17 protein-coding genes are annotated in these 13,885 nt (G+C 34.9%); 10 read left to right on the top strand and 7 right to left on the bottom strand.

The window, feature by feature from the left end:
* The first annotated feature begins 270 nt into the window (after positions 1-270).
* Entirely contained in the window at positions 271-1,437 is a 1,167-nt protein-coding gene (locus BCELL_RS14725) for a KamA family radical SAM protein (protein WP_013489557.1), read from the top strand.
* 312 nt (positions 1,438-1,749) lie between these two features.
* Entirely contained in the window at positions 1,750-2,493 is a 744-nt protein-coding gene (locus BCELL_RS14730) for a hypothetical protein (RefSeq protein WP_013489558.1), read from the top strand.
* Positions 2,494-2,716: 223 nt separating this feature from the next.
* On the opposite strand, the gene BCELL_RS14735 is transcribed toward BCELL_RS14730, so the two are convergent.
* Together BCELL_RS14735 and BCELL_RS14740 are read right to left on the bottom strand one after the other, a co-directional pair.
* Entirely contained in the window at positions 2,717-3,250 is a 534-nt protein-coding gene (locus BCELL_RS14735) for a hypothetical protein (RefSeq protein WP_013489559.1), read from the bottom strand.
* A 125-nt stretch (positions 3,251-3,375) separates the two neighbouring features.
* Entirely contained in the window at positions 3,376-4,248 is an 873-nt protein-coding gene (locus BCELL_RS14740) for a fumarylacetoacetate hydrolase family protein (protein WP_013489560.1), read from the bottom strand.
* Between the two features lie 125 nt (positions 4,249-4,373).
* Here BCELL_RS14740 and BCELL_RS21720 point away from each other — a divergent pair, with 125 nt between their 5' ends.
* The 3 genes from BCELL_RS21720 (at position 4,374) to BCELL_RS14755 (ending at position 7,692) form a co-directional block, all read left to right on the top strand.
* Entirely contained in the window at positions 4,374-4,925 is a 552-nt protein-coding gene (locus tag BCELL_RS21720; protein WP_049786649.1) for a GNAT family N-acetyltransferase, read from the top strand.
* Between the two features lie 111 nt (positions 4,926-5,036).
* Positions 5,037-6,758: a B12-binding domain-containing radical SAM protein gene (locus tag BCELL_RS14750; protein ID WP_013489562.1), complete on the top strand. Its 1,722-nt coding sequence runs from the start codon at positions 5,037-5,039 to the stop codon at positions 6,756-6,758.
* 22 nt (positions 6,759-6,780) lie between these two features.
* Positions 6,781-7,692, top strand: a complete 912-nt coding sequence (locus BCELL_RS14755) for a DMT family transporter (RefSeq protein WP_013489563.1) — start codon at positions 6,781-6,783, stop codon at positions 7,690-7,692.
* Between the two features lie 70 nt (positions 7,693-7,762).
* Here the strand turns inward: BCELL_RS14755 and BCELL_RS14760 are convergent, their stop codons facing one another.
* Both BCELL_RS14760 and BCELL_RS14765 read right to left on the bottom strand, forming a co-directional pair.
* Complete coding sequence (locus BCELL_RS14760) at positions 7,763-8,656, bottom strand: phosphatase PAP2 family protein (RefSeq protein WP_013489564.1); 894 nt, start codon at positions 8,654-8,656, stop codon at positions 7,763-7,765.
* 105 nt (positions 8,657-8,761) lie between these two features.
* Positions 8,762-9,382, bottom strand: a complete 621-nt coding sequence (locus BCELL_RS14765) for a pyroglutamyl-peptidase I (RefSeq protein WP_013489565.1) — start codon at positions 9,380-9,382, stop codon at positions 8,762-8,764.
* 172 nt (positions 9,383-9,554) lie between these two features.
* Here BCELL_RS14765 and BCELL_RS14770 point away from each other — a divergent pair, with 172 nt between their 5' ends.
* The 5 genes from BCELL_RS14770 (at position 9,555) to BCELL_RS14790 (ending at position 11,705) form a co-directional block, all read left to right on the top strand.
* On the top strand, positions 9,555-9,767 hold the full coding sequence (locus tag BCELL_RS14770) for a DUF1659 domain-containing protein (RefSeq protein ID WP_013489566.1): 213 nt from the start codon (positions 9,555-9,557) through the stop codon (positions 9,765-9,767).
* A gap of 33 nt (positions 9,768-9,800) precedes the next feature.
* Positions 9,801-10,025 carry a DUF2922 domain-containing protein gene (locus tag BCELL_RS14775; protein ID WP_013489567.1) on the top strand — a complete coding sequence of 75 codons (225 nt, stop codon included), beginning with the start codon at positions 9,801-9,803 and terminating at the stop codon, positions 10,023-10,025.
* Positions 10,026-10,131: 106 nt separating this feature from the next.
* On the top strand, positions 10,132-10,353 hold the full coding sequence (locus BCELL_RS22205; protein WP_013489568.1) for a YvrJ family protein: 222 nt from the start codon (positions 10,132-10,134) through the stop codon (positions 10,351-10,353).
* Between the two features lie 170 nt (positions 10,354-10,523).
* Entirely contained in the window at positions 10,524-11,240 is a 717-nt protein-coding gene (locus tag BCELL_RS14785; RefSeq protein WP_013489569.1) for a Crp/Fnr family transcriptional regulator, read from the top strand.
* Between the two features lie 267 nt (positions 11,241-11,507).
* The gene (locus BCELL_RS14790) at positions 11,508-11,705 is read left to right on the top strand and encodes a hypothetical protein (protein WP_013489570.1); all 198 of its coding nucleotides are present in this window, start codon (positions 11,508-11,510) and stop codon (positions 11,703-11,705) included.
* 1 nt (position 11,706) lies between these two features.
* Here BCELL_RS14790 and BCELL_RS14795 read toward each other — a convergent pair whose 3' ends face one another.
* From BCELL_RS14795 to BCELL_RS14805, 3 genes are all read right to left on the bottom strand, one after another.
* On the bottom strand, positions 11,707-12,321 hold the full coding sequence (locus tag BCELL_RS14795) for a TetR/AcrR family transcriptional regulator (RefSeq protein ID WP_013489571.1): 615 nt from the start codon (positions 12,319-12,321) through the stop codon (positions 11,707-11,709).
* A gap of 373 nt (positions 12,322-12,694) precedes the next feature.
* Positions 12,695-13,333, bottom strand: coding sequence for a hypothetical protein (locus BCELL_RS14800; protein WP_013489572.1), 639 nt, complete (start codon positions 13,331-13,333; stop codon positions 12,695-12,697).
* A 249-nt stretch (positions 13,334-13,582) separates the two neighbouring features.
* Positions 13,583-13,843, bottom strand: coding sequence for a hypothetical protein (locus BCELL_RS14805; RefSeq protein ID WP_157184210.1), 261 nt, complete (start codon positions 13,841-13,843; stop codon positions 13,583-13,585).
* Between the last annotated feature and the right edge of the window lie 42 nt (positions 13,844-13,885).

The following is a 13,885-nucleotide window of genomic DNA, read 5'->3' on the forward strand; positions in this document are numbered from 1 at the left end:
ACTCCTTCTCCCTTCTTGATTTCATTTTTTTGAAGGATTTATTTCATTTTATGAAAAAAGAGCTTGTATGTGAAGGGTTATAACCAATTTTTTTAAATTTATGCTGGAGTCATATTTATCGTACATAAATACGAGAAATATGAAGGAAATCTTTCATTTTTGCATTATTTTAGAAGTTTAACTCCGTTTTTGACCAATTTTATAGTCTATGTTTAAATGAAACTATAAATATTAACATGTATTTATAATACTAATAAGGAGGAGATATCGATGGCACAACCTAAGTACATTATGAATATCGATAAGATTACGCAAATTCCCGAAGAAGAGCGAGCAAAGCTAAAAAAGATTACAGAAAAATTTGTTTTTCGTGTAAACGATTACTACTTAAACCTAATTGATTGGAATAATCCGAACGACCCAATAAAAAAGCTTATCATTCCAAATGAAGGTGAGTTAGAAGAATATGGTCGCTGGGATGCTTCCGATGAAGATACGAACTATGCCGCTCCTGGCTGTCAGCATAAATACGGAACTACTGCGTTACTTATCGTTTCCGAAGTTTGTGGTGCTTACTGTCGTTATTGTTTCCGAAAGCGTTTATTCAGAAACGATATAAAAGAAGCAATGGCTGATGTTCAACCAGGTATTGAATACATTAAGAACAACCCTCAGATCAATAATGTATTACTTACGGGGGGAGATTCACTCATTTTAGCTACAAAGAAATTACGCTTAATTATCGAGCAATTACGTGAGATCCCTCATGTAAAAATTATTCGTCTTGGGTCAAAAATGCCCGTCTTTAACCCAATGCGCATATACGAAGACCAGGAATTATTAGATCTCATAAAAGAGTACTCTACACCAGAACAAAGAATTTATGTGATGGCACACATTAATCACCCTGTAGAAATTACAGAAGAAGCAAAAAAAGGCTTCGACGCATTGCATAATGCTGGTGCTATCGTTGTTAACCAAACGCCAGTATTAAAAGGTATTAATGATGACCCTGAAGTGCTTGCAGAATTATTAGACAAGTTATCATGGGCAGGTGTAACACCATACTACTTCTTCATTAATAGACCAGTTGCTGGAAATAATGATTTCGTGTTAACGCTAGAGGAAGCTTATAACGCTGTTGAAGCTGCAAAAGCGAAAACTTCTGGTCTTGGAAAAAGAGTTCGTCTATCAATGAGTCATACATCAGGTAAAATTGAAGTACTTGCCATTGATAACGGTAAAGCATACTTAAAATATCATCAATCTCGTGATGGTGATTATGGTAAATTTATGGTATTAGATTGCCCGAAGGATGCTGCATGGTTCGATGACCTACCAGGAAATGAACAATACTGGGAGCCTCCAAAGAAAAAGTTAGATAGCTTTGTTGGTGCAAACGAAAAAATTAAAGCAAAAGATGAAGTAAACATCTAACCATTTAACATTATTCTATTAAAATTTTGAAAGTGAAGGGGCTATTCATGTCTAATAATAGCCATGGAATAGCTACACTTTCCGCATGCCCACTAGACCTCATAGTGGGCTTTTATGTGATTGCTGTGTCCCCGAACATAGTTAAAGGTTGACTGAAAGGGTAACATTCATCTTTCCAGTCAACCTCTTATATATGTATGTCTAATATAATCTGATTGTATAGACTATTGACTACGTATCCTCATACCAATTGCATTTACTTCATGCTAAAATAAATGATAATGTTTATTATAGAAGGAGGCTGCTAGTGTCATGAAAAAGACGATTCTATACATATTATTACTGACATTAGTTAGCTGTCACTACTCCCCTGCCCCCTCTATGATTGATTCCTCTCATGAGTCTCCAATATTTGAACAGTTTAAGATGTTCCCACTAATGGTGACATATACTGAAACTAATGAGTTTGAAGATTTTTTTACACTAACCTTTGAATTTACACACGTTGATGACACACCTCTTTCACCTGATGACTATGTAGTACGGTTTCCAAGCTATATATTTGACGAAAATAATATTCCATATAAAATCTCTCAATATAATATCGATATACACAATCATGAAAGTTTTTTTGTTAATCTCGACGTAGCGCCACAACTAGATACTCATTCAAAAAAATTAATGATTCCTATTACAATTACACCATCTCTTTATGAAGAAGGATACCTGTTCACTATAACGAACAATGAAAGTGACAATCTTTCTCTAGGAGATATGCACTTGCATAATATAAATATTGATAAAAATCATATTTCATTTGAATTATACGATGAGTACCAACAGACGTTGAACAGGAACATCTCCTATGATTTTATGAAATTAAAAGAAAATCAAAAAGTTTACCCTCTACTTTCTAACGTAACCTATAAAAATACAGGCAAACTAATTGAGCTGTCATTTGCCCACTCATTAGAATATCCAATTGAATTAATTATACATCGAACAACCGTTACCTTACCTCAATGGGAATTCACCTTTATCGTTGATGTAAATTGAGGAAAGACCATTATTTAGAATTCGTAATGTTATACCATCCCTCTTGAAATTATCTGTTCCCCCCTATAGATTAGATTGAGGTAGTCCCAAAAGTTATTAAAAAGCATGGCAATGCTCCACTACTATAAAAAAATGATAGAGGGCATTAAAGGATTGCGGCGGCTTTGCACATTGCTTAGAGATTGACTCAAAAGGTAAAATTCAACCTTTTGAGTCAATTTCTTTATTCAAAGTCGTCATTATCCATAGGCATATATCCGTGAGGAGGTAGCATTCCAGGTGCTGCAACTCCATGAGGTGGTGTAACAGGAGCTTGCTGCGGTGGTGCTGGCATCTCTGGATATTCTTGAAGTGGCACTTGTGCTTTAGTAGGCTTTACTTCATGTTGCGCTTGTTGAACATTTGCACCGTGCCCAGTCATTGCACCATGCCCCATATGTCCATGTAACCCTTGCTGTGGCATTGGAGCTTGTTGTATAGGGTGCTGATTGATATGTGTCAAAGGAGCCATTTCCATTTGACCATAGATAGGATGCCCCATGTTTGGCGTCATTGGCATGTGACCGTACTGTTGTTGTGGTGACATACCCTCGTAGCCCTGCATTCCATAAGGTGTAGGTGTCATCGGCTGCATTGGATAGCCATGCATGTGAGCTCCTTCTGTCGCATGAGGTACGTTTATATTTCCATAATAGCTATGGTGAGGTTGTGGCATATTATTTTGAATTCCCATTGGTTTCTTGCAGTTACAGCTCATTATTTTTCCCCTTTCATCTACGCTTTTTATTATGCACAATGATATATTATGAGTTGGGGAGAAAAATGTGATTTTGTCCTACTGTATTCGCCGTTACGGGGACATCCCTAGACAATGGTTTTAAATTAGTTTCTTACTTGATTTACGAGCGTACCGAGCCCTTCGACTTTAATTTCTACTGTATCTCCATCTTTTAAAAATTTGGGCGGTTGATAACCGCTTCCCGTTCCTTTTGGAGTACCCATTGCAATGATATCTCCCTTTTGCAACGTCATTCCTTTACTTAACGTTTCAATGATTGTTGGTATAGAAAAAACCATTAAATCAAAAGTAGCTCGTTGACGCACCTCACCATTCACTTTCGTTATAAGCTCTTTATCATGAAACGGATAAAAGCTCTCTTTATCAATGATATAAGGCCCCATTGGACAAAAAGTATCTAAACTTTTCCCAATAAAAAACTGTTGATGTTGCTTTTGTAAATCTCTGGCTGTTACATCATTCATTATCGTGAAGCCAAATATATAATCCCAAGCCTCAGATTCACTAATCCCTTTTCCCCCTCGACCTAAAATAACGGCTAGTTCACCTTCATAGTCAACCTTTTCTGTTACCCCCCTATGCAATTGTATGTCACCATAATTCCCGATCACTGTAGTTGGTGCTTTAGTGAAAATTACTGGGGACGATGGGGCTGATTCACTCCCCATTTCTTTTGCATGATCTATGTAGTTTTTACCTACAGCAAATATGTTTCTATTTGGCTTCGGTATTGGAGCTTCCCATTTAAATAAAGGATCTTTCACAGATAACGCTTCAACATCATTCCATTCAGCTTCTATTTTTCTTACTTTTTTCATCCCATCTTCTTCCGAAAGAAAATCTAAAAAACTTGTCGAAGCTATAATACCGTTACCAAGCGGAACGACCTTCTGTCCTTCATCAACTACTAAACCAAAATTGGGTTCGCCATTATAAGTAAAACTTACGAACTTCATCAAATCACCTCTTATTCTAATCATACGTCAAATTGACGAAAAGCAAAATATCCTCTCAAAAGAAATAGCACACTTTCTACCTCATAGCATCATAGAGTATTGAAAAAGGATAAAAGGTGATTTCATTGGCTCACATATCTCATAAGTATTTTGAAACGAAACGAAAGCAAAGAGTATTACTTAGAACTGCAACGGCTAACGATGGCCTCGGCATGCATACATTAACAAAGGAGGTATTGTTCGAGGAAAAAGGACTAGTTATGACAATAAAGGACTTCACAATGACTGTAGAAGAGCAGGCTCAACAAAATGAGTGGTATCTTCAACTTCCCCATACTTTAACACTAGTTGCTGAACATAATCATATAATTATTGGCATCTTAACTATAGAACCTGAAATATTTCTTAAAACCGCTCACCGTTGCAATATAGGGCTAATCATAAAAGAGGAATTTCGCTCCTTACAAATCGGATGGGCATTAATGAACACTGCAATTTCATGGGCTAAAAATACACCGTACTATGAAAAAATAGAGTTAGAAGTATTAAGCTCAAATCACGCGGCAATTAAGTTATATGAAAGACTTGGTTTCCAAATAGAAGGAACGGTTAACAATGCAATAAAGCATCGTGACGATCACTATGAAAACCTTCATAGAATGGGTTTATCTTTATAAGTTCATACGCGATTACTTAATGATGAGAAACCATTTTCGTCATTCTCTGTCACCGCAAATCAATTTATGATATGATAAGCGGTGATATTTAGGAAAATTGGAGGCAAGCCTATGAACATCGTAGTTACTACACTTAATGCAAAATATATTCATACGTGTCTCGCTTTAAGATTACTAAAAGCATATTCTGCCCCGGAGCATGATGTTGAAATAGTTGAGTATACAATTAAAGATCCCGAATTAAATGTCGTGAGTGATTTATTTTCTAAATCTCCTGACATCATCGGATTCAGCTGCTACATATGGAACATTGAAAAAACCATCCAAATCGTAAAGCTACTAAAGAAAGTTTTACCTGACACAAAAATTGTTCTAGGTGGACCAGAAGTTTCTTACGATACTGAGTACTGGCTAAAAAGAGTGGAGGAAGTTGATTATATTGTACGTGGGGAAGGTGAAGAAACGTTTAAACAGCTTCTCCATCAATTAAAATCAGGTGAGAGTGTTGAGACTATTGGAAGTTTGGGATATAGAAGGGATGGCAAGGTCACCAGTACTCCATCTAGACCGAACTTAGATATATCGAAAATTCCTTCCCCTTATCGCTTTGACTTTGATCGTCACGAACTTAGTAAACGTATAGTCTATTTTGAGACAAGCCGTGGATGTCCATTCCAATGTCAATTTTGTCTGTCTTCCATAGAGGTCGGTGTACGCTATTATGATATTGAAAATGTAAAATCAGACATTCTTTACCTCATTGAAAATGGTGCGAAGATGATCAAATTTATTGACCGTACCTTCAATATTAAACGAGATTATGCAATGGAGATGTTTCAATTTCTTATTGAAAATCATGGCGGTTGTGAATTCCAATTCGAAATTACTGCTGATATTATGAGGCCAGAGGTGCTACAATACCTCAATGAACATGCACCACCTGGGGTATTTCGTTTCGAAATAGGTGTCCAATCGACAAATGATCTTACGAACGATCTAGTGAAACGACGTCAAAACTTTAAGAAGCTAGCTAGAACAGTAACGTTAGTTAAAGAAGGTGGAAAAATAGATCAACACCTTGACCTAATAGCCGGTCTTCCAGAAGAAAATTATGATTCCTTTAAGAAAACATTCAACGATGTCTTTGCATTGCGACCAGAAGAATTGCAGCTTGGCTTTTTAAAAATGCTACGCGGTACCGGAATGCGTGCCATGGCAGATCAATATAAATATAAATATATGGACTATGCACCGTATGAGATACTTTCTAACAATGTATTGAGCTTCCAAGAATTAACTCGTATTAAACGTGCAGAAGATATATTAGAGAAATTTTGGAATGATCATAGGCTTGATAATACGGTCGAGTACTTAATAGAACATGTCTTTGAAACTCCTTTTGACTTTTTCCAACTTTTCGGTGATTATTGGGATAAAAAAGGCTGGGGACGTATTGGACATCAGTTTGAAGACTTATTCGTAAGATTAAAAGAATTTCTTGAAACGGAAAATGTAGACAACTTTGCGTTAATTGACGGCTTAATGAAGGTCGACTATCTCCTCCACTACAACCAGAAGCCACGAAAAAAATGGTGGGTGTCTAGCATTTCAAAAGAAGTGCATAATAACTTAATACAACATGCGATTGATTCAGAGTTAAAATATAATGAGAAGAATATCGCAAAACACATCGTTGTAGAAAAAATACCATTTCACGTATCTAAGTGGATAAATGAGCGTAAGCTTGTTCATGGTGATTATTTATTTATTGTTCATTACGATTCAAAACGCAGCACTAAGTATTCCTACACGACAAAAATTAAACACATATAACAATTGATAGGAGAGAGTTTTTATGTACAAAATGGCTTTTTTAATGATCGTCATTGGTGCCTCACTATGGGGGACAATTGGACTTTTTGTTAACGGCCTATATACTTTTGGCTTCTCTCCTATTGAAGTTGTTACGCTAAGGGTTACTGTAGCTTTTATTACTTTACTAGTCTATGTCGTCATAAAGGATATACACTCGCTGAAGATTAAGTGGAAGCACCTTCCATACTTTTTTGGTACGGGGGTTTGTAGCATTGTCTTTTTCAATTGGGCTTACTTCACTGCTATTCAAGAGATGAATTTATCTATTGCTGCAGTTCTCTTATATACGGGCCCAGCTTTTGTTACGATAATGTCTCGAATCTTTTTTAAGGAACTTATTACCCCACAAAAAATGATTGCGTTAGTGACGACTTTTATTGGATGCGTACTTGTGATCGGACTACTTCCATTTAATGATGTTACTATGTTTTCCTTTTATGGATTCATCATCGGATTAAGTTCTGGGTTTGGTTATGCACTTTACAGCATTTTTGGGAAAATAGCCCTTGCAAATTATTCATCATTAACAACGACAGTGTATACCTTTTTTATTGCTACATTAGTACTTATACCTACGAGCGGTCTATTCAATCATGGTGTTTCTTTCATAAACACACAAACAGTTTTACTTAGTTTAGGGCTTGGCATCATCCCTACAGTATTAGCTTACTTACTTTATACAAAAGGGCTTCAATCTATTGAATCTAGTAAGGCATCTATCGCTACCACGATTGAGCCTGTCGTCGCTGCACTAATTGGCGTTTTTATTTTTAAAGATACTGTAACATATTGGCAAGTAGTAGGGATGTTATGTATCGTAATGGCAGTGATGTTTATGCACCTTCCTTGGCCTGTCAAATTAACGAAAAAGGCATATCGTCACGTATCATAGCTTTTAGAACAATCTCGTTAATTTTAAAAAAGGAGTACGATAAGCATGAGGCCTATCGTACTCCTTTCTCTTATCGTTCTTTCTTGTATAGTTTCAAGGCAGTAAACAAGTATGGTGCTCCCCATAATCCCCATATACCCATTAGAGCGTATCGAAGTCCATCAAAAGCTGCTGACCCCTCTGGGAATATTGCTTTTAATCCAGCTTGTAAGCCAAATAATCCAGCAAGACCTATTATATATGCTAGTATCTTTTTGATCCAAGCAGAAGGTATTACCATTTTCACATACTTCTTTTCAAGAAAATATCCAATTCCAGTTCCTAACAAGAAGCCACTATAAGCGAAGCCTTCGCTATCATTAAATAATAAGACCATGATAAAAGGTATAACAATCGATAATATCAGTTTTGTTCTATCTGTAAGGCTTGTAATTCCCTTTTCAACGAAATGATATGTAACGATAATTCCAATCGCTAATAGGACTCCTACGAGGACATCTGTAGGCCAATGAACACCTGTATATAAGCGAGCAATGGAAATAAGAAATACAAGAACGATTGTAAATATCCAAAAAGCACGTTTATTTAATCGGTATGCAATAAACCCCCATAAAGTAGCTGAGCCTTGTGCATGTCCACTAGGAAAACTATCATGAGGAAATCTAGAACCAACCTCAGCTGAATCAACATATAAAGAGTTAATATTGAGTCCTTCTATACCAACAGGCCTTGTTACGGCAAAAATCACTTTTAACCACGCATTAATATAAACTGATAATAGAAATACGTAAATTAAACGAATACCAAACGACTTCGATAAACACCAAAAAACAAATGGTAATATAATAAAATAAAATTCCTCGTTGCCAAGAAACGTTAAAATCCATGCAATCTGGTCTAAAAATGGTTGCTGTAACCCCGTCATAAATCTAATAATCTCTATTTCTAATTCGCGCAAATTCATTCCCCTTCCTTATAAGCAGATCTATATTTTTAATACTTATGTTACTCATTTGTTGGACATGCCTCCACCATCACGTTTCCGCCGATTTTTTTAGCGTTAACGCCTCTATACTTCTGAACAATATTCAACAAGACGTTTAACTGCTTTTTCTTGAAGTTCTATAGACATACTCGGTATTTGTGGTTTCTTCACGACCATATTTGGAGACGCTGGTACGTGGATAAAACCAGCTTTTACTGACAACTTTTCGTTATTAATGACATTTAAAACACTATATAAAGTATTGTTACAAATATACGTACCAGCAGTATTTGATATTTGGGCTGGTATCCCTTCTTTTATTAACACATCCGTCATTTTTCGAATAGGTAATGTTGAAAACAAGCCATCTGGACCATTTTGGTCGATGAGTTTATCTTTTGGCTGTTCTCCTAAATTATCGCCTAACTCCCCTTCTCCTACCGTATCTTGAATATTAATGCCAATTCTTTCTAGTGTAATTGCTCCTCTTCCAACAGCAACACCTAATGAAATGACATAATCTGGTTTCATCTCCTTTATTTTATCTATGAGAATGGACGCACATTCATCATACACAACAGGTAAAATGAACGTATTCAATTCTACATTATCAATGTTCCATTTTGCACTTTTAGCAATAATCTCCATTGTAGGGTTTGTAGTTAATTTACCAAAAGGCTCAAATCCAGTTAAAATAATTTTCACTTTTCAATTCTCCTTTCAACTTCTTTCTATTATTTTCTCTCTAAATTAAAAATAGTTCAAGCCTCTCCTCCTTTTTTCAAATTAAGCAGTACATAAACTGTGAAAAGAGGGAGCTGAAAAAGGCCTCCGACATTTACCTTTTTCAATCCCTTTGTGAAAGGAGGTGGTAATCATGGCATATTTGGCAAATACTCGTTTATCTTTAACATTCATTACTGGCTATAACGAAGAAGGTGAGCCAATTTTTAAAGTAAAGAGCTTTAACAATATTGAGCCTTCTACGGAAAATGAACAACTATTTTCTACTGCTGCAGCTTTAGCATCTTTACAAAAATACGATGTTGAAAAAATCGAGCGTAGTAATACTTATGAACTCGTAAACTAACAATTATATCTCAAAAGGAGGAGGTGAAACGAAATGTCTAAACGACTAGAGCTATTGTTTTCCAATGAAGCTGGGAGAAATGTCACCATTTCTATTGATGATCCGCTAGAGCCAGTAGATAGTGCCAATGTTTCAAAAGTAATGGACGATGTTATTTTATTCAATGCTTTTACAACGCACGAAGGCTCGCTTGTTGCCAAACGAGGAGCACGTATTGTAGAGAGAACTGTTCAAGATATTGAGATTACGTCACTATAATTAAAACAAAAGAGGCTGTGTTAAAAGGGGGCTATCCCCTGTTTGACACAGCCTTTATTAAATATCTACTAATAGTTTTCCATTATAACTGAAAGGAGCTATAGAAATGGATATGTGGCTTAGTATGCTCAACGAGTACGGCTTTCCTATAATCATTACATTCTACTTACTTCATAGAATAGAAAAGAAGTTAGACAAATTAAATGATTCTGTTCTACAGTTAGGTAATGTAAGGATAGGACATAACCAGTACCATCATGGCACAGTACACGAAAAAGAATTAGGAGCATTACAAAATTCTAAAACTAAAACTAAACAAATTGACTAGTTGTCACTCTTCAGGTGCTTCCCATCCCTCAATTCTTTGTGCATTATATCAAAATAGTAAAAAAGTTTACAAATTGTTCTTGATTACATGCGTTTTGACTATTCTCTATATGCTATTCTAACGTTAAGGAATCATTATTTCCAATGGGTGCGGAATAGAGGGAGGATCATATGATTGCAACTAGTGGATCTACAAAATATACACATTTATTTGAAAATTTACCTCAAAATATAAAACAATTATTGATATTAAATGGTACAGAATTAATTGCAGAAAAAGGTACGATGCTTTTTAATGAAGGGGATTCATCAGACCATATCTATTATATTCAATCAGGGAAAATTAGATTAAGCAAGACATCAGTTCAAGGAAAAGTATTTTATATGCAAGTAAAAAAAGAATATGACTTCGTTGGTGAATTAACGTTATATAACGGTTATAATTACCATTTGAATGCAGAAGTCGTGCAGGACTCAGTACTTTTTAGGTTTGATAGAAAAACGATTGAAGACCTATTTTTTCAGCATAGTGACTTAGCCATGTATTATATGAAATGGCTAGCTAAAGAAAACCAAACTTTATTGGCCCAGTTTAGAGATTTAATTTTTTGTGGTAAGGAGGGGGCTGTCTATTCAATATTAATTAGAATGAGTAATGAGTACGGAAAAAAAATAAGTAACGGGATATTAATTAATCGTAAAGTCACCAACCAAGAGCTAGCAAACTTCGTCGGCGCTACACGAGAGAGCATTAACCGGATATTAAAAAGGTTAATTAATCACAATATCATATCAGTTAATACAAAATATATAACAATACTGAACAAACAATATTTAGAAGAGCATTTACGATGTAACCACTGCCCCTTTGATGAATGTCATATATAAGAAAAACTTAAAGATGGGACTCAATAGGCTGATTTAGAGGGCACTGAAAAACTACTCTGTATTTCAGTACCCTCCTGATTTACCTATCGAGTCCCTTTATAGTAGCAGTAGTCATTATAACAATAACTGGATTTATAAAAGTGAGCGAACAGCAAGCCTAATAACAACTTTTGAAACATCTTATTTTTTTGGTATAAATTCTATTATCCTCTCATATTGTCAACTATAAGTAATGGACAAGCAGTTAAAATGAGGAGGATTTATATTATGGAAAGTAAACTAGCTTATTCACCTTTATTAGAACGGATTCAACAAAAAAAAACACAATCTCAAATTGAAAAGGATGTTTCAATGAAGATTGTGGATATGATCGATATGCTATTAAAAAAATTTACACCTCACTTCTTTTTCATCGGTATACTATACGTGTTATCTCTTCTAATACAAGCAGCAATTTTATTTTAGATTAATATACGATAATAGCTTCTTTCTTTATTCCTCTAGAGAAAGCTTTAACCGATTCATCAATAAATGTTGAAAGGGGAACTTGTGAAACACTTTCGCCTGCTATATATCTGGACATAAAATAACCAAAGTTCATCCATAGAAATGACATAGCTTGAATCTCTGAATCGACTGCAATGATTTTTTCTCTTTTTTGCATCTCTGTAAAATAGCGCACTAAATAGTCTTTTAGTATTTTTGGGCTTTCAGCAGTTTTTTCAGCAATCATTGGATATGTGTTTCTTTCTTGAAATGCTAATAATACAATTTTTTGATTTTGTATCATATATCGATGGTAGGTCTTACTGACGAGCATAAGATCTTCTTCCAATTCATAAGTAATATATTTTTGAAAGATGTTTTCCATATCAATGATGTATGAGTACCTTTCAACAGCTGCTTCTAATAACTTTTTTTTCGTTCCAAAGCGACGAAATAAAGTCATTTCACTAAATCCAGCTTCAGCAGCGATTTCTTTTGTTGTAACTGCTTTAAAACCTCTCTTCTCCATCAAATCAATGGCAGCTCCTAAAATCTGATCTTCGGTGGACATAAACATCTCATTTTGTTGTTCCATAAGGCAACCCACCTTTATCCTTTACTTGTTTTTCTTATATATATTTTATATCTTTGTGAATAGATGAACAAGATCAAAAGGTCGAATTTCTATGAATGTCATAAAACTTTCATGAAGATGTGAGAATTTTGCATCCTTTTTCTCTCCTCAATCCTATTTAGCGACCAAAAACCGAGCTTGGTGAAGCCCCATTTTTAATTTTTTCTTAGATGTGGTGAAGCATGTCTAAAGTAGTAGTGATATTCTCGATTCTGCGCGGGATAGCAATTCCAACGCAAATTTCTTGTCTTAAAAAAAAGAAGTGTTAAAAGGGAATTTCCTTTCAACACTTCTAAGACTGAACGCTTAATATTCAATTAATAATTAATTCTCTCTACCGCATAATGGCTGCTACTAATTTCCAGTTTTCATCATACTCAAATGTTAGCGTCACTTCTTGAAATTGTGCTTTATTAGCTGATTGATAAATTAAGTATTTTGCTGTAAATATATTTTCATCTTTGTTGTAATCATATTCACTTTGGCGAACATAATTGATGGTGTCCATCGATATGTACGGGAAAGAATAAACAAAACTATTCGAATCATTAATTAGTAATTGCGATTCAGCACGATTAACAGTGATGTTATCACCAACAACTCTCTCTAAATATATATGATTTTCTTCGTCCATAGCTATAAATATATCAGCAGCAAGCTCGTCTAAATCATTTCTTACACTTACTGTTTCTTCAATCTCGTCCCTTAATTCTAATAATTGTTGGCGATAATTAAAAATATCATCTTTTAATTCTATATTTTCGCTAGACAAATTCTCCATTTGTGAAGATAGCTGTTCATTTTCTTCTTGCAAATTTGTGACTTGAGCAGCTAGAGATTGATTTCTTTCAATGAGAGTTTCTATATCATCTGTATCTTCTAAATAGTCAACGGCACCATTTGTTTGTTCATTTGAGCACGCCACTAATAGAACGGTAAATGCAAAACAAGCGGATAAAAATACCCTTTTCATAAGTACGCTCCTTTTAAAAATAAAATTGATTACTATAATAATAACTATTATACAACTTATTTATTATACATTTTTCATTAAATGATACTATGTATTCAAAGATAATTAATTTTATCACTTTCTACTTACAGTTGAAAAGGGTGAATTAATGTCGAAAACTGTTACATGTTTTTTTAATTGATAGGTCCATGTCTGAAAAAACCAACTCCATCATAGATGAAGTTGGTTAAATCGCAAGCAAGCCCTTTTTTACCAGAAAAATGCTGTACCTAAAGCGAAACCACCTATAGCAGCAAGGGAAATGGGAACGAGACCAGCTCCCCAGCCCCAACCATAGCCAAATCCATGGCCTTGTGTTTGTGGTTGACTTGGTTCTAGCCAAACATATTGACGATCAATATCTACGATCTTACCAACATACTCTTTTCGTGTATTAAGACAATATATTTTTACAAACTTTCCTCTATGCTTACAGCATAAGTCATAGTAATAAGCAGCATTCCTCATCATGCCACCTCCTTTTCTTCTTTCAACAATAGTGTATTTAACATA

The sequence above is a fragment of the Evansella cellulosilytica DSM 2522 genome, from assembly GCF_000177235.2.
Classification (GTDB): Bacteria; Bacillota; Bacilli; order Bacillales; family Salisediminibacteriaceae; genus Evansella; species Evansella cellulosilytica.

What these genes read in the sequence shown, in the direction of transcription:
- BCELL_RS14795 (WP_013489571.1), bottom strand. Translation starts at nt 12,321, where the DNA reads ATGGAACAACAAAATGAGATGTTTATGTCCACCGAAGATCAGATTTTA.
- BCELL_RS14730 (WP_013489558.1), top strand. Translation starts at nt 1,750, where the DNA reads ATGAAAAAGACGATTCTATACATATTATTACTGACATTAGTTAGCTGT.
- BCELL_RS14735 (WP_013489559.1), bottom strand. Translation starts at nt 3,250, where the DNA reads ATGAGCTGTAACTGCAAGAAACCAATGGGAATTCAAAATAATATGCCA.
- BCELL_RS14740 (WP_013489560.1), bottom strand. Translation starts at nt 4,248, where the DNA reads ATGAAGTTCGTAAGTTTTACTTATAATGGCGAACCCAATTTTGGTTTA.
- BCELL_RS14750 (WP_013489562.1), top strand. Translation starts at nt 5,037, where the DNA reads ATGAACATCGTAGTTACTACACTTAATGCAAAATATATTCATACGTGT.
- BCELL_RS22205 (WP_013489568.1), top strand. Translation starts at nt 10,132, where the DNA reads ATGGATATGTGGCTTAGTATGCTCAACGAGTACGGCTTTCCTATAATC.
- BCELL_RS14770 (WP_013489566.1), top strand. Translation starts at nt 9,555, where the DNA reads ATGGCATATTTGGCAAATACTCGTTTATCTTTAACATTCATTACTGGC.
- BCELL_RS14805 (WP_157184210.1), bottom strand. Translation starts at nt 13,843, where the DNA reads ATGATGAGGAATGCTGCTTATTACTATGACTTATGCTGTAAGCATAGA.
- BCELL_RS14785 (WP_013489569.1), top strand. Translation starts at nt 10,524, where the DNA reads ATGATTGCAACTAGTGGATCTACAAAATATACACATTTATTTGAAAAT.
- BCELL_RS14760 (WP_013489564.1), bottom strand. Translation starts at nt 8,656, where the DNA reads ATGAATTTGCGCGAATTAGAAATAGAGATTATTAGATTTATGACGGGG.
- BCELL_RS14775 (WP_013489567.1), top strand. Translation starts at nt 9,801, where the DNA reads ATGTCTAAACGACTAGAGCTATTGTTTTCCAATGAAGCTGGGAGAAAT.
- BCELL_RS14800 (WP_013489572.1), bottom strand. Translation starts at nt 13,333, where the DNA reads ATGAAAAGGGTATTTTTATCCGCTTGTTTTGCATTTACCGTTCTATTA.
- BCELL_RS14725 (WP_013489557.1), top strand. Translation starts at nt 271, where the DNA reads ATGGCACAACCTAAGTACATTATGAATATCGATAAGATTACGCAAATT.
- BCELL_RS14790 (WP_013489570.1), top strand. Translation starts at nt 11,508, where the DNA reads ATGGAAAGTAAACTAGCTTATTCACCTTTATTAGAACGGATTCAACAA.
- BCELL_RS14755 (WP_013489563.1), top strand. Translation starts at nt 6,781, where the DNA reads ATGTACAAAATGGCTTTTTTAATGATCGTCATTGGTGCCTCACTATGG.